General features: G+C 53.0%; 21 protein-coding genes. 15 read left to right on the top strand and 6 right to left on the bottom strand.

Annotated elements, in window-relative coordinates:
• Positions 1 to 110 precede the first annotated feature (110 nt).
• From livJ to K8W53_RS01390, 3 genes are all read left to right on the top strand, one after another.
• Positions 111 to 1,214, top strand: coding sequence for a branched chain amino acid ABC transporter substrate-binding protein LivJ (gene livJ, locus K8W53_RS01380; RefSeq protein WP_001533929.1), 1,104 nt, complete (start codon positions 111 to 113; stop codon positions 1,212 to 1,214).
• Positions 1,215 to 1,391: 177 nt separating this feature from the next.
• The gene (locus K8W53_RS01385) at positions 1,392 to 1,661 is read left to right on the top strand and encodes a DUF1778 domain-containing protein (protein WP_001275017.1); all 270 of its coding nucleotides are present in this window, start codon (positions 1,392 to 1,394) and stop codon (positions 1,659 to 1,661) included.
• Between the two features lie 3 nt (positions 1,662 to 1,664).
• Positions 1,665 to 2,183: a GNAT family N-acetyltransferase gene (locus K8W53_RS01390; protein ID WP_000369560.1), complete on the top strand. Its 519-nt coding sequence runs from the start codon at positions 1,665 to 1,667 to the stop codon at positions 2,181 to 2,183.
• Here K8W53_RS01390 and panM read toward each other — a convergent pair.
• Positions 2,180 to 2,563: an aspartate 1-decarboxylase autocleavage activator PanM gene (gene panM, locus K8W53_RS01395; protein WP_000778873.1), complete on the bottom strand. Its 384-nt coding sequence runs from the start codon at positions 2,561 to 2,563 to the stop codon at positions 2,180 to 2,182. The genes K8W53_RS01390 and panM overlap by 4 nt on opposite strands.
• Positions 2,564 to 2,984: 421 nt before the next feature.
• On the opposite strand from panM, the gene livK reads away from it, so the two are divergent.
• The 11 genes from livK to ugpQ all read left to right on the top strand — a co-directional run bounded on the left by livK (position 2,985) and on the right by ugpQ (position 13,467).
• Positions 2,985 to 4,094, top strand: a complete 1,110-nt coding sequence (gene livK / locus K8W53_RS01400) for a high-affinity branched-chain amino acid ABC transporter substrate-binding protein LivK (protein ID WP_023224165.1) — start codon at positions 2,985 to 2,987, stop codon at positions 4,092 to 4,094.
• A 59-nt stretch (positions 4,095 to 4,153) separates the two neighbouring features.
• On the top strand, positions 4,154 to 5,080 hold the full coding sequence (livH, locus tag K8W53_RS01405) for a high-affinity branched-chain amino acid ABC transporter permease LivH (protein WP_000003005.1): 927 nt from the start codon (positions 4,154 to 4,156) through the stop codon (positions 5,078 to 5,080).
• Positions 5,077 to 6,354 (top strand): branched chain amino acid ABC transporter permease LivM, encoded by a 1,278-nt coding sequence (gene livM / locus K8W53_RS01410; RefSeq protein ID WP_000803766.1) that lies wholly within the window; start codon positions 5,077 to 5,079, stop codon positions 6,352 to 6,354. Before livH ends, livM begins: the two co-directional genes overlap by 4 nt.
• Positions 6,351 to 7,118, top strand: coding sequence for a high-affinity branched-chain amino acid ABC transporter ATP-binding protein LivG (gene livG / locus K8W53_RS01415; RefSeq protein WP_000082083.1), 768 nt, complete (start codon positions 6,351 to 6,353; stop codon positions 7,116 to 7,118). The genes livM and livG overlap by 4 nt, the downstream gene beginning before the upstream one ends.
• A gap of 1 nt (position 7,119) precedes the next feature.
• Complete coding sequence (livF, locus tag K8W53_RS01420) at positions 7,120 to 7,833, top strand: high-affinity branched-chain amino acid ABC transporter ATP-binding protein LivF (RefSeq protein ID WP_000416114.1); 714 nt, start codon at positions 7,120 to 7,122, stop codon at positions 7,831 to 7,833.
• A gap of 163 nt (positions 7,834 to 7,996) precedes the next feature.
• Positions 7,997 to 8,275: a hypothetical protein gene (locus K8W53_RS01425; RefSeq protein ID WP_000621260.1), complete on the top strand. Its 279-nt coding sequence runs from the start codon at positions 7,997 to 7,999 to the stop codon at positions 8,273 to 8,275.
• A 232-nt stretch (positions 8,276 to 8,507) separates the two neighbouring features.
• Positions 8,508 to 9,824: a sn-glycerol-3-phosphate ABC transporter substrate-binding protein UgpB gene (ugpB, locus tag K8W53_RS01430; protein WP_023224166.1), complete on the top strand. Its 1,317-nt coding sequence runs from the start codon at positions 8,508 to 8,510 to the stop codon at positions 9,822 to 9,824.
• Positions 9,825 to 9,928: 104 nt separating this feature from the next.
• Entirely contained in the window at positions 9,929 to 10,816 is an 888-nt protein-coding gene (gene ugpA / locus K8W53_RS01435; RefSeq protein WP_000099303.1) for a sn-glycerol-3-phosphate ABC transporter permease UgpA, read from the top strand.
• On the top strand, positions 10,813 to 11,658 hold the full coding sequence (gene ugpE, locus K8W53_RS01440; RefSeq protein ID WP_000572196.1) for a sn-glycerol-3-phosphate ABC transporter permease UgpE: 846 nt from the start codon (positions 10,813 to 10,815) through the stop codon (positions 11,656 to 11,658). Before ugpA ends, ugpE begins: the two co-directional genes overlap by 4 nt.
• 1 nt (position 11,659) lies before the next feature.
• Positions 11,660 to 12,730 (top strand): sn-glycerol-3-phosphate import ATP-binding protein UgpC, encoded by a 1,071-nt coding sequence (locus tag K8W53_RS01445; protein ID WP_001646570.1) that lies wholly within the window; start codon positions 11,660 to 11,662, stop codon positions 12,728 to 12,730.
• A complete protein-coding gene (ugpQ, locus tag K8W53_RS01450) occupies positions 12,727 to 13,467 on the top strand; it encodes a glycerophosphodiester phosphodiesterase (RefSeq protein WP_023224167.1) in 741 nt (246 codons plus the stop codon). The genes K8W53_RS01445 and ugpQ overlap by 4 nt, the downstream gene beginning before the upstream one ends.
• On the opposite strand, the gene K8W53_RS01455 is transcribed toward ugpQ, so the two are convergent.
• Positions 13,464 to 13,880 carry a DUF2756 family protein gene (locus tag K8W53_RS01455; RefSeq protein WP_023224168.1) on the bottom strand — a complete coding sequence of 139 codons (417 nt, stop codon included), beginning with the start codon at positions 13,878 to 13,880 and terminating at the stop codon, positions 13,464 to 13,466. The genes ugpQ and K8W53_RS01455 overlap by 4 nt on opposite strands.
• A 125-nt stretch (positions 13,881 to 14,005) precedes the next feature.
• On the opposite strand from K8W53_RS01455, the gene ggt reads away from it, so the two are divergent.
• Positions 14,006 to 15,748, top strand: coding sequence for a gamma-glutamyltransferase (gene ggt / locus K8W53_RS01460; RefSeq protein ID WP_161400180.1), 1,743 nt, complete (start codon positions 14,006 to 14,008; stop codon positions 15,746 to 15,748).
• 44 nt (positions 15,749 to 15,792) lie between these two features.
• On the opposite strand, the gene K8W53_RS01465 is transcribed toward ggt, so the two are convergent.
• The 4 genes from K8W53_RS01465 to K8W53_RS01480 are packed head-to-tail and all read right to left on the bottom strand — an operon-like array spanning position 15,793 to position 19,840.
• Positions 15,793 to 16,827 carry a phosphotriesterase gene (locus K8W53_RS01465; protein ID WP_000675710.1) on the bottom strand — a complete coding sequence of 345 codons (1,035 nt, stop codon included), beginning with the start codon at positions 16,825 to 16,827 and terminating at the stop codon, positions 15,793 to 15,795.
• Positions 16,824 to 17,795: a DMT family transporter gene (locus tag K8W53_RS01470; protein ID WP_001038948.1), complete on the bottom strand. Its 972-nt coding sequence runs from the start codon at positions 17,793 to 17,795 to the stop codon at positions 16,824 to 16,826. The genes K8W53_RS01465 and K8W53_RS01470 overlap by 4 nt, the downstream gene beginning before the upstream one ends.
• A 53-nt stretch (positions 17,796 to 17,848) precedes the next feature.
• The gene (locus tag K8W53_RS01475; RefSeq protein ID WP_001066509.1) at positions 17,849 to 18,610 is read right to left on the bottom strand and encodes a glutamine amidotransferase; all 762 of its coding nucleotides are present in this window, start codon (positions 18,608 to 18,610) and stop codon (positions 17,849 to 17,851) included.
• A 15-nt stretch (positions 18,611 to 18,625) separates the two neighbouring features.
• Positions 18,626 to 19,840, bottom strand: coding sequence for a PfkB family carbohydrate kinase (locus tag K8W53_RS01480; RefSeq protein ID WP_000667440.1), 1,215 nt, complete (start codon positions 19,838 to 19,840; stop codon positions 18,626 to 18,628).
• Positions 19,841 to 19,852 lie beyond the last annotated feature (12 nt).

The raw sequence follows: 19,852 nt of genomic DNA on the forward strand, positions 1-19,852 counted from the left end.
TTTAGCAGAGTATGCTACTAAAGCACGGGTAGCTAGCCAATAATCGAAATAAAGTGCTGAACAATAACACCACAACACACGTAACAACCAGAATAATGGGGATTATCAGGATGAATATGAAGGGTAAAACGTTATTGGCAGGATGTATCGCCCTGTCATTAAGCCATATGGCATTCGCCGAGGACATTAAAGTCGCGGTTGTCGGCGCGATGTCCGGTCCGGTGGCGCAGTATGGCGACCAGGAATTTACCGGTGCGGAGCAGGCAATTGCCGATATCAATGCGAAAGGCGGTATTAAAGGCGATAAGCTCGTCGCGGTGAAATATGACGACGCCTGTGACCCGAAACAGGCGGTAGCTGTCGCTAACAAAGTGGTGAACGACGGCATCAAGTATGTTATCGGTCACTTATGCTCCTCTTCCACACAGCCAGCGTCTGATATCTACGAAGACGAAGGCATCCTGATGATAACCCCGGCGGCGACCGCGCCGGAGCTGACCGCGCGCGGCTATAACCTGATTTTGCGCACGACCGGCCTGGACTCTGACCAGGGACCAACGGCGGCAAAGTATATTCTGGAGAAGGTAAAACCGCAGCGCATCGCGATTATCCACGATAAGCAGCAGTACGGCGAAGGGCTGGCGCGCGCGGTGCAGGACGGTCTGAAGAAAGGCGGCGTTAACGTCGTATTCTTTGACGGCATCACCGCCGGCGAAAAAGATTTCTCCACTCTGGTAGCGCGCCTGAAGAAAGAGAATATCGACTTTGTCTACTACGGCGGTTATCACCCGGAAATGGGGCAGATCCTGCGCCAGTCCCGCGCCGCAGGGCTGAAAACCCAGTTTATGGGGCCGGAAGGGGTCGCGAACGTCTCGCTGTCTAACATCGCCGGAGAGTCGGCGGAAGGCTTACTGGTCACCAAACCGAAGAACTACGATCAGGTGCCAGCGAACAAACCGATTGTGGATGCCATCAAAGCCAAGAAACAAGATCCTAGCGGCGCATTCGTGTGGACCACCTACGCCGCGCTGCAATCCTTACAGGCGGGGCTGAACCAGTCTGACGATCCGGCGGAAATCGCCAAATACCTGAAAGGCGCCACGGTCGACACCGTAATGGGACCGCTGTCGTGGGATGAGAAAGGCGATCTGAAAGGATTTGAGTTCGGCGTGTTTGACTGGCATGCGAATGGTACGGCGACAGACGCTAAGTGAGTAACAGCCCGGTGGCGCTTTGCTTACCGGGCCTACAACGAGCACTTCGTAGGCCGGATAAGCAAAGCGCCATCCGGCTTTTTTGCGCCTGTAATCCGCCCGATGTTGAAAAAAATATCACGACGAAATACACTGTATGTACGGTGTATTACCGTACATTATCCAGGAGTCTCTTTCATGTCAGCCCTAAAAAAACAGCGTATCGATCTGCGGCTCACAGACGGCGATAAAAGCATGATTGAAGAAGCGGCCGCCATTACTAATCAATCAATCACGCAATTTATGTTGAATAGCGCAGCGGAGCGAGCCGCAGAAGTGCTTGAACAGCACCGTCGGGTTATTCTTAATGAAGCATCCTGGGCGCGAGTCATGGATGCGCTTAGTCATCCTCCCACCCCCAATGAGAAATTAAAACGCGCGGCGCAACGTCTACAAGACATGGAGTGAACCGTGGACAACCTGACAATAGAGATTCTGGCTGATAACGCAGAATACAACTGGCGGCAGTTCGACTGCGGTGAGGCATCATTAAACCTTTTTTTAACGCAGCATCTTCAGCGCCAGCATAACAACAAAATCTTGCGCGGTTATGTACTCAGAACCACTACGCCAGAACGGCGAGTGTTGGGGTATTACACCCTGTCAGGAAGCTGCTTTGAACGCGCGTCGTTGCCTTCCAGAACCCAGCAAAAGCGCATCCCTTACCAGAATATCCCCAGCGTTACGCTGGGCCGTTTAGCGGTCGATCTCTCATTACAGGGAAAAGGGTGGGGAGCTATATTGGTCACGCATGCGATGAAAGTGGTGTGGTCGGCATCACTGGCCGTTGGGATTCATGGCATCTTTGTGGAAGCGTTAAACGAAAAAGCCCAGGCCTTTTATCAGCGGCTGGGCTTTATTTCTTTATCCGGAGAAAACGAGCACGCGCTGTTTTACCCGACAAAGTCGATTGAGCAACTTTTTGGCTAGCGCTTCTCCCAGCCGTCATGCTGGGCGGTAAAACCTAACGCCTGCATAAACGCGGCCATCACGCTGCGGTCTTCAACACCGACATCCGCCATCCACCACGACGAGACGTTGGGATTATCGCGGATGACTTCTTCTACCAGGTATTGCCCGACGCCGCGGCGACGGGTGATTTCACGCACGCGTAAGGAATCCAGCGCGCCCTGCGTTCCGCTCAGCGTCACTCTTACGGCGCCCAACAAACGCTCGTTAAACCGCGCGGCATAAATCCGGTGCGTTTCATCTACGCTTAATGAGGAGGCGGAATATTCCGGCCAGATTTTGCCCAGATCGATCTGATCCTGAGCGCTAAAGTGTTCTAAACGAAGAATGGTCAGCTTCATCGACGGCTTGTCCCGATTTCAAAAGATGCGATCAGTGTACCGAAACAGGCAGGCCAGATGCTTTCTCTTTTTTGTGTCATTTACCAGGTTATTAATTTTTTAACAACGATAATTACAGTTTGAAGCATTAGAGAATGGAAAACAGGCAGCATAATTCCCTGAATGCTAGTGCATTATTCCGCTTAATATGCCGTTATTTTATGCTGACAAGCGTGCTTTTTTTTGTTTATCTATAGCGAAAAGCAGAATATTATCTTTTCTTAATAGACTGAAAAATAGAGATTTTAATCTTATTATGCTTTAAATGCTGCGCTAACTCATTAATGAGTCAGTAAAAAGCGCACCATTTATAAAAAGTACAGTCTGCTTTTTAACCAGCAAAAAACAAAACATATAACATCACGAATGGGGATACAGGCACATGAAACGGAAAGCGAAAACAATAATCGCAGGGATTGTTGCATTAGCAGTCTCGCAGGGGGCAATGGCAGATGATATTAAAGTCGCCATAGTCGGGGCGATGTCCGGCCCGGTAGCGCAATGGGGCGATATGGAATTTAACGGCGCGCGCCAGGCCATTAAAGACATCAACGCTAAAGGCGGGATTAAAGGCGATAAGCTGGTCGGCGTAGAGTACGATGATGCCTGCGATCCAAAACAGGCGGTGGCGGTGGCCAACAAAATCGTTAACGACGGTATTCAGTACGTTATTGGTCACTTGTGTTCTTCTTCTACTCAGCCAGCATCCGATATCTATGAAGATGAAGGTATTCTGATGATCTCCCCGGGGGCGACTAACCCGGAGCTGACCCAGCGCGGCTATCAGTACATTATGCGTACCGCCGGACTGGACTCCTCCCAGGGGCCAACGGCCGCGAAATACATCCTGGAAACGGTGAAACCGCAGCGCATCGCTATCATTCACGATAAACAGCAATACGGCGAAGGACTGGCGCGCTCCGTGCAGGATGGCCTGAAGCAGGGCAATGCCAATATTGTCTTTTTTGATGGTATTACCGCCGGTGAAAAAGATTTCTCCGCCCTGATTGCTCGCTTGCAAAAAGAGAATATCGACTTTGTGTATTACGGCGGCTACTACCCGGAAATGGGGCAGATGCTGCGCCAGGCGCGGGCTAATGGCCTGAAAACGCAATTTATGGGGCCGGAAGGCGTGGGTAACGCGTCGCTGTCCAATATTGCGGGCGGTGCGGCGGAAGGCATGTTGGTGACGATGCCAAAACGTTATGACCAGGACCCGGCGAATAAAGCGATTGTCGAGGCGCTGAAAGCCGAAAAGAAAGATCCCAGCGGTCCGTATGTCTGGATCACCTACGCCGCCGTCCAGTCGCTGGCGACCGCAATGACGCGTAGCGCCAGCCATGCTCCACTGGATCTGGTGAAAGATCTTAAAGCTAACGGGGCTGATACCGTTATTGGGCCGCTGAAATGGGATGAAAAAGGCGATCTTAAGGGATTTGAATTTGGCGTCTTCCAGTGGCACGCCGACGGCTCGTCAACCGTCGCGAAGTAATGCCAGAAGATAAGTTATCCCACCGCCCGCACGCCGGGCGGGTTTAAAAAGGTTACCTTATGTCCGAGCAGTTTCTCTATTTCTTGCAGCAGATGTTTAACGGCGTCACGCTGGGGAGCACCTACGCGCTGATTGCTATCGGTTATACGATGGTGTACGGCATTATCGGCATGATCAACTTCGCTCATGGCGAGGTGTATATGATCGGCAGCTACGTCTCTTTTATGATCATCGCCGCGCTAATGATGATGGGAATAGACACCAGTTGGCTCCTGGTGGCCGCCGGATTTATCGGCGCGATTATTATTGCCAGCGCCTACGGCTGGAGTATCGAGCGAGTCGCTTACCGGCCTGTGCGCAACTCCAAGCGCCTGATCGCCCTGATTTCCGCCATCGGGATGTCCATCTTTCTGCAAAACTACGTCAGCCTGACGGAAGGTTCGCGCGACGTGGCGTTACCCAGCCTGTTTAACGGCCAGTGGATTGTGGGCAGCAGCGAAAACTTTGCCGCGTCCATCACCACCATGCAGGCGGTTATCTGGATAGTCACCTTTCTGGCTATGCTGGCGCTCACCATTTTCATTCGCTACTCCCGGATGGGCCGCGCCTGCCGCGCCTGCGCGGAGGATCTGAAAATGGCCAGCCTGCTCGGCATTAATACCGACCGCGTCATTGCGCTAACGTTTGTTATCGGCGCGGCAATGGCGGCGGTGGCGGGCGTGCTGCTCGGCCAGTTCTATGGCGTAATTAACCCCTACATCGGTTTTATGGCCGGGATGAAAGCGTTCACCGCGGCGGTGCTGGGCGGTATTGGCAGCATTCCGGGCGCGATGATCGGCGGTCTGATTTTGGGCGTCGCCGAAGCGCTCTCGTCTGCATATTTAAGTACCGAATATAAAGATGTCGTGTCGTTCGCTCTGCTGATTCTGGTACTGCTGGTGATGCCGACCGGTATCCTGGGGCGTCCGGAGGTAGAGAAAGTATGAAACCGATGCATATTGCGATGGCTCTGTTCTCTGCGGCGATGTTCTTCGTTCTGGCTGGCGTCTTCATGGGCGTACAACTGGAGCTGGACGGCACCAAACTGGTGGTGGATACCGCCGCCGACATCCGCTGGCAGTGGATCTTTATCGGTACGGCAGTGGTTTTTTTCTTTCAGTTGCTGCGTCCGATGTTCCAGAAAGCGGTGAAGCACGTCTCCGGACCGAAGTTTATTCTGCCGGCGATCGATGGCTCTACCGTTAAGCAAAAGCTGTTTCTGATGGCGCTGTTGGTTATCGCCGTGGCGTGGCCGTTTATGGTGTCGCGCGGTAGCGTCGATATCGCCACCATGACCATGATTTATATCATCCTCGGTCTGGGGCTGAACGTGGTGGTGGGGCTGTCCGGCCTGCTGGTATTGGGCTACGGCGGCTTTTACGCCATCGGCGCTTATACCTTTGCGCTGCTCAACCACTATTATGGTTTGGGTTTCTGGACCTGTCTGCCGCTGGCGGGACTGGTCTCCGCCGCCGCTGGTTTCCTGCTCGGCTTCCCGGTCCTGCGTCTGCGCGGCGACTATCTGGCGATTGTGACGCTCGGCTTCGGCGAAATCGTCCGTATCCTGTTGCTCAACAACACTGAAATTACCGGCGGCCCGAACGGCATCAGTCAGATCCCCAAACCGACGCTGTTTGGTCTGGAGTTTAGCCGCAGTACCCGCGAAGGCGGCTGGGATACCTTCAGCAATTTCTTTGGCGTGAAGTACGACCCATCCGACCGGGTCATTTTCCTCTATCTGGTGGCCCTGTTGCTGGTGGTCCTGTCGTTGTTTGTCATTAACCGCCTGCTGCGTATGCCGCTGGGCCGGGCGTGGGAAGCGTTGCGTGAAGATGAGATCGCCTGTCGCTCATTAGGTTTAAGCCCGACGCGCATCAAGCTGACCGCTTTTACTATCAGCGCCGCGTTTGCCGGTTTCGCCGGGACGTTGTTTGCCGCCCGCCAGGGCTTTGTCAGCCCGGAATCCTTCACCTTCGCCGAATCCGCCTTCGTGCTGGCGATTGTGGTGCTGGGCGGAATGGGCTCGCAGTTTGCGGTGATCCTGGCGGCGGTTCTGTTGGTGGTGTCGCGCGAGTTGATGCGCGATTTCAACGAATACAGCATGTTGATGCTCGGCGGTTTGATGGTGTTGATGATGATCTGGCGCCCGCAGGGATTGCTGCCGATGACGCGTCCGCAGTTGAAGCTGAAAAGTGGTCAGGCGAAAGGAGAGCAGGCATGAGTCAGCCATTATTAGCGGTTAACGGCCTGATGATGCGCTTTGGCGGTTTGCTGGCGGTCAACAATGTATCGCTGGAATTGCGTGAGCGGGAAATTGTGTCGCTGATTGGCCCTAACGGCGCGGGTAAAACGACGGTGTTTAACTGCCTGACCGGTTTTTATAAGCCGACAGGTGGTACGATCACGTTGCGCGAGCGGCATCTGGAAGGATTGCCGGGCCAGCAGATCGCCCGCATGGGCGTGGTACGCACTTTCCAGCATGTGCGCCTGTTTCGCGAAATGACGGTGATTGAAAATCTGCTGGTGGCGCAGCACCAGCAACTGAAAACGGGCCTCTTTTCCGGCCTGTTGAAAACGCCCGCTTTCCGCCGCGCGCAAAGCGAAGCGCTGGACCGCGCGGCGACCTGGCTTGAGCGTATTGGCCTGCTGGAACATGCCAACCGCCAGGCCAGTAATCTGGCCTACGGCGACCAGCGCCGGCTGGAGATTGCCCGCTGCATGGTGACGCAGCCAGAAATTCTGATGCTCGACGAACCGGCGGCTGGCCTTAACCCGAAAGAGACCAAAGAGCTGGATGAGCTGATTGCCGAACTACGTAACCATCACAACACCACTATCTTGCTGATTGAACACGATATGAAGCTGGTGATGGGCATTTCCGATCGCATTTACGTGGTGAACCAGGGCACGCCGCTGGCGAACGGCACGCCGGAAGAGATCCGCAACAACCCGGACGTCATCCGCGCTTATCTGGGTGAGGCATAAGATGGAAAAAACGATGTTAACGTTTGAAAAAGTCAGCGCCCACTACGGCAAGATTCAGGCGCTGCACGACGTCAGTCTGCACATCAACCAGGGGGAAATCGTTACCCTGATTGGCGCTAACGGCGCGGGGAAAACGACGCTGCTTGGCACCTTGTGCGGCGATCCGCGCGCCTCCAGCGGACGGGTGGTGTTTGACGGTAAAGACATCACCGACTGGCAGACGGCGAAAATCATGCGTGAAGCGGTAGCGATAGTGCCGGAAGGGCGGCGCGTCTTCTCGCGGATGACGGTGGAAGAGAACCTGGCGATGGGCGGTTTTTTTGCCGAGCGCGATCGGTTTCAGGAGCGTATCAAATGGGTATACGAGCTGTTTCCGCGCCTGCATGAACGCCGTATCCAGCGAGCGGGCACCATGTCCGGCGGCGAACAGCAGATGCTGGCGATTGGCCGCGCGCTGATGAGCCAGCCGAGGCTATTGCTGCTGGATGAACCGTCGCTGGGGCTGGCGCCGATCATCATCCAGCAGATCTTCGACACCATTGAGCAGTTGCGCGAGCAGGGTATGACCATCTTCCTTGTCGAGCAGAACGCCAACCAGGCGCTGAAGCTCGCCGACCGCGGTTATGTGCTGGAAAACGGCCACGTGGTGCTATCCGATACCGGTGATGCGCTGCTGGCGAACGAAGCGGTGCGCAGCGCCTATCTGGGCGGATAAGGCGCAGTTTACAGCTGCCATCTGGCAAACGCGCCCGGTGGCGCTACCGCTTACCGGACCTGGCGGATTACTCGGCATTCGGCAAATCAGTAGAACATTTTTCGTACCAATATGTTATAGTTGAGAATAATTATCAACTATATCCACCGAAGAAGGAGCAAGGATGATACGTTCAGGCGCCTGCATAATGGGAACGCTGTTGTTCGCGGCTTCGTTCAGTGTTAACGCCTTAACCTCAAACGATTTTGATCCCCGCGATCCTGCTATCTGGCAAGAAGAAACCGCAACGCCTTATCCACTGGCCGCAACGACCTGCGAAGTGCGTCATCATCCGGATTGTGCAACGTGGGAGGATGAAAAATCCGACATTCAGCGTGAACGCGAGCGGCGAGATCAGCGGCGCTTACAAAATCTGTACAAAAAGTATTCTCATCGTGATTAACTGCTGACGCCAGCCAAATAACGCATGTCTGGTCGGCATTACGCTGTCAGACGTGCCGTAGCTCCCACTTTTCTTTTCCGGCGCTTTCACTGCCTTGCCATCTCTCTGTCGCCTTACTATCTTTTTTTTGTAATAAAAAAGTTATTTTTCTGTCATTCGAGCATGTCATGTTACCCCCGCGAACATAAAACGCGTGATATCGCGCATCCCGGCACAAAAAGAGAGATAACCGATGATATCGTTACGACATACAGCTTTAGGACTGGCGCTGAGTCTGGCATTTACGGGTCAGGCGTTGGCCGTCACCACTATTCCATTCTGGCATTCAATGGAAGGGGAGTTAGGCAAAGAAGTTGATTCACTGGCGCAACGTTTCAACCAGGCCAATCCGGATTACAAAATCGTTCCGGTCTATAAGGGGAACTATGAACAGAACCTGAGCGCCGGGATCGCGGCATTCCGTACCGGCAACGCGCCGGCAATATTGCAGGTTTATGAGGTTGGGACAGCGACCATGATGGCCTCGAAAGCCATTAAGCCGGTTTATGAAGTGTTTAAAGACGCCGGTATTAACTTTGACGAGTCCCAGTTTGTACCGACCGTTGCAGGCTACTACACCGATGCTAAAAGCGGGCATCTGCTCTCCCAGCCCTTTAACAGCTCCACGCCGGTACTGTACTACAACAAAGACGCCTTTAAGAAAGCCGGTTTAGATCCGGAACAGCCGCCGAAAACCTGGCAGGAGCTGGCTGACTATACCGCGAAACTGAGAGCGGCAGGCATGAAATGCGGTTACGCCAGCGGCTGGCAAGGCTGGATCCAACTGGAAAACTTCAGCGCCTGGAACGGTCTCCCCTTCGCCAGTAAAAACAATGGCTTTGACGGTACAGATGCGGTGCTGAAGTTTAATAAGCCAGAGCAGGTGAAACATATCGCGCTGCTGGAAGAGATGAATAAAAAAGGCGATTTTAGCTATGTTGGGCGTAAGGACGAGTCTACCGAGAAGTTTTATAACGGTGACTGCGCGATGACAACCGCGTCCTCCGGCTCGCTCGCCAATATCCGCCAGTATGCCAAATTTAACTATGGCGTGGGTATGATGCCGTACGACGCTGATATCAAGGGCGCGCCGCAAAACGCCATTATCGGCGGAGCCAGCCTATGGGTCATGCAGGGTAAAGATAAAGAAACCTATACCGGCGTCGCCAAATTCCTCGACTTCCTGGCAAAACCGGAAAACGCTGCTGAATGGCATCAAAAAACTGGCTACCTGCCGATTACCACCGCCGCCTACGAGCTGACCCGCGAGCAGGGTTATTACGATAAAAACCCCGGTGCGGATATCGCCACTCGCCAGATGTTGAATAAGCCGCCGTTACCCTTCACCAAAGGCTTGCGTCTGGGCAATATGCCGCAGATTCGTACTATCGTGGACGAAGAGCTGGAAAGCGTCTGGACCGGGAAGAAAACCCCACAACAGGCGTTGGATACCGCAGTGGAGCGCGGGAATCAGTTGCTGCGTCGTTTTGAGAAAGCGAGCAAATCTTAAGTGTATAAGTGCCTGGTGGCGCTGCGCTTATCAGGCCTACAGCGTTTGTAGGCCGGATAAGGTGCTTGCACCGCCATCCGGCACCTTCCAGGAAAAGAACCTTCATGTCATCATCCCGTCCGGTGTTCCGCTCGCGCTGGCTGCCGTATTTACTGGTTGCCCCGCAGTTGGTTATCACCGTTATTTTCTTTATCTGGCCTGCGGGCGAAGCGCTGTGGTATTCGCTGCAAAGCGTCGATCCGTTTGGTTTTTCCAGCCAATTTGTCGGGCTGGAGAATTTCGTCGCGCTTTTTCACGACAGTTATTATCTCGACGCCTTCTGGACGACGATTAAATTCAGCGCGCTGGTCACGTTTAGCGGCCTGCTGGTCTCGCTGTTTTTCGCCGCCCTGGTGGATTACGTGGTGCGCGGCAGCCGTTTTTATCAGACGCTGATGCTGCTGCCTTATGCCGTCGCGCCCGCCGTCGCCGCCGTATTGTGGATTTTCCTGTTTAACCCGGGGCGGGGATTAATCACCCATTTCCTCGGCGAATTCGGCTATGACTGGAACCACGCGCAAAACAGCGGTCAGGCGATGTTCCTGGTGGTATTTGCGTCAGTCTGGAAGCAGATTAGTTACAACTTTTTATTCTTCTTTGCCGCGCTGCAATCCATTCCCCGCTCGCTGGTGGAAGCGGCGGCCATTGACGGCGCCGGGCCGATTCGTCGTTTCTTCCGGCTTTCTTTGCCGCTTATTGCGCCGGTCAGTTTCTTCCTGCTGGTGGTCAACCTGGTGTACGCCTTTTTCGACACCTTCCCGGTGATCGACGCCGCGACCGCTGGCGGGCCGGTACAAGCCACCACGACGCTGATTTATAAGATCTATCGCGAAGGGTTTACCGGCCTGGATCTCTCGGCGTCCGCCGCGCAGTCGGTGGTGTTGATGTTCCTCGTCATCATTCTGACGGTGGTGCAGTTCCGCTATGTGGAAAGTAAGGTGCGTTACCAATGATAGAGAATCGTCGCGGGCTGACAATATTCAGCCATACCATGCTGATTCTGGGGATCGCGGTCATTTTGTTTCCGCTGTATGTCGCGTTTGTCGCGGCGACGCTGGACGACCGCGCGGTGTTTGAGACGCCGATGACGCTGCTTCCCGGCACGCAGTTACTGGAGAATATCAAAACTATTTGGGTCAACGGCGTCGGTGTTAATAGCGCGCCATTCTGGCTGATGATGCTTAACAGTTTCATTATGGCGTTCAGCATTACGGTAGGCAAAATCACGGTATCTATGCTTTCCGCATTCGCCATCGTCTGGTTTCGTTTTCCCCTGCGTAACCTGTTCTTCTGGATGATTTTTATCACCCTGATGCTGCCGGTTGAAGTGCGTATCTTCCCGACGGTGGAAGTGATCGCCAACCTGAAAATGCTCGACAGCTATGCCGGTCTGACGCTACCGCTGATGGCGTCCGCTACCGCCACTTTCCTGTTTCGTCAGTTCTTTATGACGCTTCCGGATGAACTGGTGGAGGCGGCCCGTATTGACGGCGCGTCGCCGATGCGCTTTTTCCGCGACATCGTGTTGCCGCTGTCAAAAACCAACCTGGCGGCGTTATTCGTCATCACCTTTATCTACGGCTGGAACCAGTATCTGTGGCCGCTGTTGATTATCACCGACGTGAATCTTGGCACTGCCGTAGCGGGTATCAAAGGGATGATCGCCACTGGCGAAGGTACCACGCAATGGAACCAGGTGATGGCGGCAATGCTGCTGACCCTTATTCCCCCGGTTGTCATCGTTTTAGCCATGCAGCGCGCGTTTGTGCGTGGCCTGGTCGATAGTGAGAAATAAAATGGCTGGTTTAAAACTACAGGCAGTAACCAAAAGCTGGGACGGCAAAACCCAGGTAATTCAACCGCTGACGCTGGACGTGGCGGATGGCGAATTTATCGTGATGGTCGGGCCGTCCGGCTGCGGCAAATCAACGTTGTTGCGGATGGTGGCCGGTCTGGAACGCGTGACCAGCGGCGATATCTGGATTGATCGCAAACGGGTCACCGAGATGGAGCCCAAAGATCGCGGCATCGCGATGGTATTTCAGAACTATGCTCTCTATCCCCATATGAGCGTAGAGGAGAACATGGCGTGGGGACTAAAAATTCGCGGTATGAGCAAAGCGCATATTGAAGAACGCGTGCGGGAGGCGGCGCGCATTCTGGAGCTGGACGGCCTGCTTAAACGCCGTCCACGCGAGCTTTCCGGCGGTCAACGGCAGCGCGTGGCAATGGGGCGCGCGATCGTCCGCGAGCCGGCAGTCTTTTTATTCGACGAACCGCTCTCTAACCTCGACGCCAAGCTGCGCGTGCAGATGCGTCTGGAGTTACAACATCTGCATCGTCGTCTTCGTACCACCTCGCTCTATGTTACTCACGATCAGGTAGAGGCGATGACGCTGGCCCAGCGGGTGATGGTGATGAATAAAGGCGTCGCAGAACAGATTGGCACGCCGGTAGAGGTATATGAAAAACCGGCCAGTCGCTTCGTGGCGAGCTTTATCGGCAGCCCGGCGATGAACCTGTTGGATGGCGTTATCAGCGCTTCCGGCGACCGTTTCGAATTGCCTGGCGGTCTGGCGTTGCCGATTGGTGCGGGCTATCGGGGGCATGCCGGACGTAACATGACGCTGGGTATCCGCCCGGAGCATATTGCGTTAAGCTCGCAGGCGGAAGGCGGCGTGCCGTTAACGGTAGACACGCTGGAGATTCTGGGCGCGGATAATCTGGCGCATGGGCGCTGGGGCGATCAGAAACTGGTGGTGCGGTTGGCGCATCAGCAGCGCCCGGCGGCGGGCAGTACGCTATGGCTGCATCTGCCGGAACATCAGCGACATCTTTTTGATGGCGAAACAGGACAACGTGTATGAGTAACTGGCCTTATCCTCACATTGTCGCCCATCGCGGCGGCGGTAAACTGGCGCCGGAAAACACTCTGGCGGCGATTGACGTGGGCGCGCGATACGGGCACACCATGATTGAGTTTGATGCCAAGCTGTCGAAAGACGGCGAAATTTTCCTGCTGCATGACGATAACCTGGAGCGCACCAGCAACGGTTGGGGCGTGGCGGGCGAGTTGAACTGGCAGGATTTATTGCGTGTGGACGCTGGCGGTTGGTTTAGCGGCGAATTTAAAGGCGAGCCGCTGCCGTTGCTCTCGCAGGTGGCGGAGCGCTGCCGTAAACACGGCATGATGGCGAATATTGAGATCAAACCGACAACGGGGAGCGGAAGGCTAACAGGACGCGTCGTGGCGTCGGCCGCCCGCGAACTGTGGGCCGGGATGACGCCGCCGCTGCTTTCTTCCTTTGAGATAGAGGCGCTGGAAGCGGCGCAGGCGGCAGCACCTGAACTGCCGCGCGGGTTACTGCTGGATAAATGGCGTGAAGACTGGCGTGAACTGACGACCCGTCTGGGCTGTGTTTCCCTCCATCTCAACTATAAATTACTCGATGAGACGCGAGTACAAGAGATTAAGGCCGCGGGTCTGCGGATTCTGGTGTATACCGTCAATCAGCCCCAGCGGGCGGCAGAACTGCTGCGCTGGGGCGTGGATTGTATCTGCACCGATCGTATTGATGACATCGGCCCTCACTTTCAGTTTTAAGGGCTGATGGTTTTCAGCGGGATGTCAGGCTGCGGCGTCCCGCTGTCCTGCTGCAACATTGGCTGGGAATGGTTTAGCATCCGGTCCGGATTTCCGCTGCCGCTGAGCATTCCGCCCTGCGTATTGGGCAGCGTTTGCTGGCCGAGCATACCGTTGCCCGGCTGTCCCTGCTGAACCCGCTGCGTATTGGCATTTAACTGCGACTGTAGATTTTGCTGCTGGCTGCGCGCCTGCGTTTGCATCTGTTGTTTCAACATACCCTGCTGCTGAATCTGCTGCGTTTGCATCTGCGTCTGCATACGCTGCTGGCTGGGAATCTTATAACCTGGCTGATTAGGATTATTCATAGTGTTAATTGGCTGGGCCAATACAGCAAAGGGTAACAAAGCCGTAATAAGTAGTAAGCGTTTCATTGTCGTCTCCTCCCGATGAGGCCTCTTTTTAAGTGTACCTCTATTTCGCCATGATGATGATTTTTTAAGCGTTGTGGACCAGGATTAAACGGGACATACACCCATTTATCTGGAGAAAAACAACGATGAAACCAACGTTTATGCGCTGGGTGGCGATCGCCGCTCTGCTGGCCGGGGGGACGTTTAGCGCGGTGGCCAATCCTCCCGTCGCGCCGCCAGTCTCCTATGGTGTTGAAGAAGATGTCTTTCATCCTGTGCGGGCGACGCAAGGGATGGTGGCCTCGGTGGATGCAACGGCGACGCAGGTTGGCGTGGATATCTTAAAGCAGGGCGGTAATGCCGTGGATGCCGCCGTCGCCGTGGGCTATGCGCTGGCTGTGACGCATCCGCAAGCCGGGAATCTGGGCGGCGGGGGATTTATGCTGCTGCGCACTAAAGATGGCGCTACTACGGCGATTGATTTTCGTGAAATGGCGCCTGCTGGCGCGACCCGTGATATGTTCCTCGACGAGCAGGGTAACGCCGATGCGAAAAAGTCGCTGACGTCGCATCTGGCATCCGGTACGCCGGGTACCGTGGCGGGGTTCTCGCTGGCGCTGGAGAAATACGGCACGATGCCGCTGAATAAAGTGGTGCGTCCGGCGATGAAGCTGGCGGAAGAGGGTTTTGTGGTTAACGATGCGCTGGCCGACGACTTAAAAACTTACGGCAGCGAAGTGATCCCTAATCATGAAAACAGCAAAGCCATTTTCTGGAAAGACGGCGAGCCGCTGAAAAAAGGCGATAAGCTGGTCCAGAAGAATCTGGCGAAAAGCCTGGAAATGATTGCCGAAAATGGCCCGGATGCGTTTTATAAAGGGGCGATTGCTGACCAGATTGCCGGAGAAATGCAGAAGAACGGCGGTCTGATGACCAAAGAGGATTTAGCCAGCTATAAAGCCGTTGAGCGTTCGCCAATCAGCGGTGACTATCGCGGGTATCAGGTCTTCTCCATGCCGCCGCCATCCTCAGGCGGTATTCACATCGTGCAAATTCTCAATATCCTTGAAAATTTCGACATGAAGAAGTACGGCTTTGGCAGCGCCGATGCCATGCAAATCATGGCGGAAGCGGAAAAATACGCCTACGCTGACCGCTCAGAGTATCTGGGCGATCCGGACTTTGTGAAAGTGCCGTGGCAGGCGCTGACCAACAAAGCCTATGCGAAAACGCTGGCCGATCAAATTGATATCAACAAGGCCAAACCTTCCAGCCAGATAAAACCGGGCAAGCTCGCCCCGTATGAAAGCAACCAGACCACCCACTTCTCGGTGGTGGATAAAGACGGCAATGCTGTGGCGGTGACCTATACCCTGAACACCACCTTCGGCACAGGAATTGTGGCGGGAAATACCGGTATTCTGCTGAATAATCAAATGGATGATTTTTCTGCTAAACCCGGTGTACCTAATGTTTATGGCCTGGTAGGCGGCGATGCTAGCGCGGTCGGTCCGAAGAAGCGTCCGCTGTCGTCGATGTCGCCCACTATCGTGGTAAAAGACGGCAAAACCTGGCTGGTGACCGGCAGTCCTGGCGGGAGTCGAATCATCACTACTGTGCTGCAAATGGTAGTGAACAGCATTGATTTTGGCATGAACGTCGCCGAAGCGACCAACGCGCCGCGTTTCCATCATCAATGGTTGCCGGACGAACTGCGGGTAGAAAAGGGCTTCAGCCCCGATACGCTAAAGTTGCTGGAACAGAAAGGGCAGAAAGTCGCGCTGAAAGAAGCGATGGGCAGCACCCAAAGTATTATGGTTGGACCGGATGGCGAACTGTACGGTGCGTCTGACCCGCGTTCGGTGGATGATTTAACGGCGGGATACTGATTTTTAATTCCAGGCCCGGTGTCAGACACCGGGCTATTTGCAGATTATGCCGTGAGTAATCGGGCTGGATTATCAATACAAAGCTTGCGCAGAGTATCGTTGTCTACTCCGCGAGCAGCCAGATAGGCGAGGAAGACATTCGGGACAAACCCCCAGCCATTTCCGCCATTTTTCGCCCACATCTGTTTGAGAAAAACATCATGGCTTAAAACGATTTGGTCGGCGTAACCCAGTGCAATCAGATTCGCTACTGCATCTGCGGTCTCCTGAACGCCCGGCGCGACACCTTCTTTTGGGAAGGTGATGTCCAGACCAATCATGTCAAATTCAAGCCATACGCCGCGGTCGAGCATTTTACGTTGATAGACGACATCTTTTCCTGAAGGGTCCGAATGCGCCAGCGAGACTTTTGCCGGAGAGACGTTCATTTCTTCCAGCACGATATCCAGCACCTCATCCCCCAGCCGCAGCCACCCTGGCATATGGATATTCATCGCCGTGTGGGGGTTGTTACATTGTGCCAGAGACGCTGCCCGCAGGCTGTTACGCTCCGCTTGGGTAAACGCGGGAGATACGCCGATTTCACCGATCATGCCAGCGCGAATATCCGTCTCGCCAATACCCTGATTCAGTTCTTTATCAATGAGTGAGGCTAACAGCTCAACAGGTTTATGGATCCGGGTACTTTCAAATTTCTCCAGATAAGGTCCGGATGACGCAACGATATTCAAACCCGTTTTTAAGGCAACTTCTCGCAGCGCTGAGGCGTCCCGTCCAATGGATTCTGATCCGGTGGCGTCGACAATCGTCCTGCCGCCCAAAGACATAAAGTTATTGATTTCGAAGATAACATCATCAATCTCTTTGCGGTCCATGTTATCGGCGCAGCAGTATGGGTCGTGTTTCAGCCCCCACTGCAGGTCAGCACTGACTTTCTTTCCCACCAGTTGCTGAGAAAAAGCATAATGTGGCTCGTCTACGACCGAAGACAGATCGTTAAACAGATGTTCATGCGGTAGCGTCAGCCCCATATCCGTATGCGCCACCGGGCCTGTTACGGTTTGCAGGAAACCTTTCATTCTGACACCTCTATTCTTTGCGCCATTTTGGATGCTCTGTATTCAGGGATGGTGGTCACAATCGCACCGACTAACGCGAACAGCGTACCGATGATGGTGACCAGGTAGACCGTATTGCCTAATGAAGGGATCAATTCATCAATTAGCACTGAGCCAAGCAGTTGGCCTGCTGTTGACGCTACGCCCAGCATCAATAGCCCTAAGCCTCTCACCAGAATCGCCATTAGCCCGATGGACAGCAGACCCAGCGGACCACCGAGATACATCCACCATGTATCGGGTAACTGGATGGTGACATGGCCTAATGCGATACGTATCGCCAGCGCTGCGCCCAGGACACAAAAGCCGACGATGAAGTTCCATGTAATGGACACCAGCATGGAGCCCGTTGCCTCGGCGACTTTCGCATTCCCCGCAGGCTGCCAGCCAGCGAGTAACCCTGCCAAAAAGGGGAGGATAGCGAGCAGGATAAACGAGGTTGAGTGCCACTGTGGCGACACGACAAAAATGGTGGCGATAACGGCGAACAATGCGCCAGTAATGCGCCATGGCGTAAAATATTTCTTCTCCTCCACACCGATGCCAAAACGGTCGCACAGCAGGCCGGAAAGAAGCAGGGCAGAAATTAATGCCGTTTGAAAGGTGGCAACGCCCAGCGCGCTGGCGGATGCGCCTTCAGAAAATACGACCATAGCCCCGCATAATCCTGCAAACCAATTCCATAGCGGGATTTTTCTCTTTTTAATCAGAGTAGGGATTGAGGCGAATTGCTGGCGTGTTTCTTTGCGCGCAATAATAATAAAAAACATGACGACCAGACCGCTGGCAAACGAGATTACTGCGCAAGCATTACCGTCTTGTAACCAATGTCCTAACTGCCCATTAACGGCAGACTGCATCGGGGAAAGCATACCGGCTAAGATGGTGGCAAGCATCAGTAAGGGGGTTGAGTACTTATTCTTGTTCATACATCAATCCTTATATTTTATAAAAGGAGTAACTTTCGTTACTCCATTGTTTTTTATTTTCTGGCGATGAATTGAAGCGTGTTGACCCACAGGTCGGTATAAAACGGCCATGACATAAACTGCTGGGTTCCCCAGTGTGGGGAGCAGTCGCTCATAAAACAGGCTGTTTTACCCTGTTGGTATTCACCGAACACTAACAATGGGTCATTATTTATTGTTAATACGACATCGGCATCGTCTCTGGCGACGGCCTGGTTATATCCAAGAAATACCGGATAATCTGAGAATCCGTTAACAACAGGATGTTCAGGTGAGACAGCCTCAGCACAGATACCTTCGGGCTTTTCTACCCGGTCATCGCCATCAAGCATAATAACTGGCAGAACCTCAGCAAGAACGGTGTTCTTATAATTGGCTTTTGCCTCAATACCCATGAATGACAGATAGCCGCCAATCATGAGTAGTCCACCGCCATTTTTGACGTACTCTTTAATGGACTCCAGAGCGTTTGGTTTTATTTTTAGCTGATAAAATGTCTCGTTTTGCAACAGGAAGGTATTACTACCAATGTCGCTAATAACAATCACATCGTAACGATTTAATTCGTCAATACTCTCTGGAAAGGCAATTTGTACTGTGTGGGCAGGCATGTAATCAATATCAACGCCGCCTTTCCTCAAGCATTCTAGTAACCATGTAGCGCCTTCTTCATATTTACTGGAGGTGAAACTGTCATAACCTTTTGAATGAATCATATGAATATGCCAGGATTCTCCAATAAAGAGCACCTTTAGTTTTTTCTGCGTATTGTTCATAGTCTGCTCCTTGATTTAGTGAGTAGAGATAGTTTGTTTGTAATGTGAACCCTGAATACGATGAAGAACGGAGTCGTTTTCCGGCATATCAGAGGCATTAGGCGTTTCAACCGCAAGTGAGGCAAATGCGCTGGCGTAGCACAATGCGGATGCCAGTGACTTTCCTTTTGCAAGACCAGATGCGAGGGCGCCATTGAAAGCGTCACCCGCTCCCGCAGTATTTTTTACAACTGCCGGAAATGCCGGGGAATAGATGAATTGTGTTCCGTCATAAGCGAGAGAACCTTTGCTACCTAATGTAATAATGGTATTTTTGACGCCTTTCTGATGAATAATTTTGGCCGCGCATTTGGCTGATTCGATATCATTAACCGCCATATTGGCCAGCAGGCCTGCTTCCGTTTCATTTGGCGTAATATAGTCAATGTTATCAATGATGGTGTTAACCATGTCATTGTACGGCGCTGGATTGATGATGACCGGTATGTCATTTTTTTGTGCGAGACGAATTGTTTGCTGCAGCGCTTCGTAATTCGTCTCCAGTTGGACAAGAACAATATCTGAATGAACAATGGCTTCTTTCTGAATGGTGATTTCATCAGGGGAAATTGTCATGTTGGCGCCAGGGTAGATAGCGATGACGTTATCTCCGGTATCTCCATTCACCATGATGGTTGCTGTTCCTGTTTGTGTTTCTTTGGTCTGGTAGATAACACTTTTATGGATTTTTGATGAGTTTATAAAATTAATGGCGTAATCACTAAAATGATCTGAGCCGACTTTAGTAATAAAATGCACATCAGAGTCGGCATAGCTTGCTGCTAATGCCTGATTACATCCCTTACCGCCGGGTGAAAAAATAAATTTATCGGCCAGCAATGATTCTCCCGTTGAGGGTAATCTCGGTAGATAACTGATGATATCAACATTGAACGAGCCAATAACACATACATTATTTTTCATGGCAGAGAGACCTTTTTTTATTTTCTGCGCTGATTCATATTTTTCCAGCACATAAGCAATTTCATTTTTTGCGACGTTATCAAGAGAATCAAGGGTAATAAATGCACCACCATGACAGCGAGTAAGATATCCCTGTCCGGCAAGTTCATTGAGATCTGAACGAATAGTTTCCTTTGTTACCTTGAGACTTTTCGCCAGATTTGAAACTTTTACAACTCCCGAAATACTGAGTTCCTTCAATATTCTATGATGGCGTTCAAATTTCATTTTTTACCTCAC

Source organism: Salmonella sp. A29-2 (genome assembly GCF_020150755.1).
GTDB classification, from domain to species: Bacteria; Pseudomonadota; Gammaproteobacteria; order Enterobacterales; family Enterobacteriaceae; genus Salmonella; species Salmonella enterica.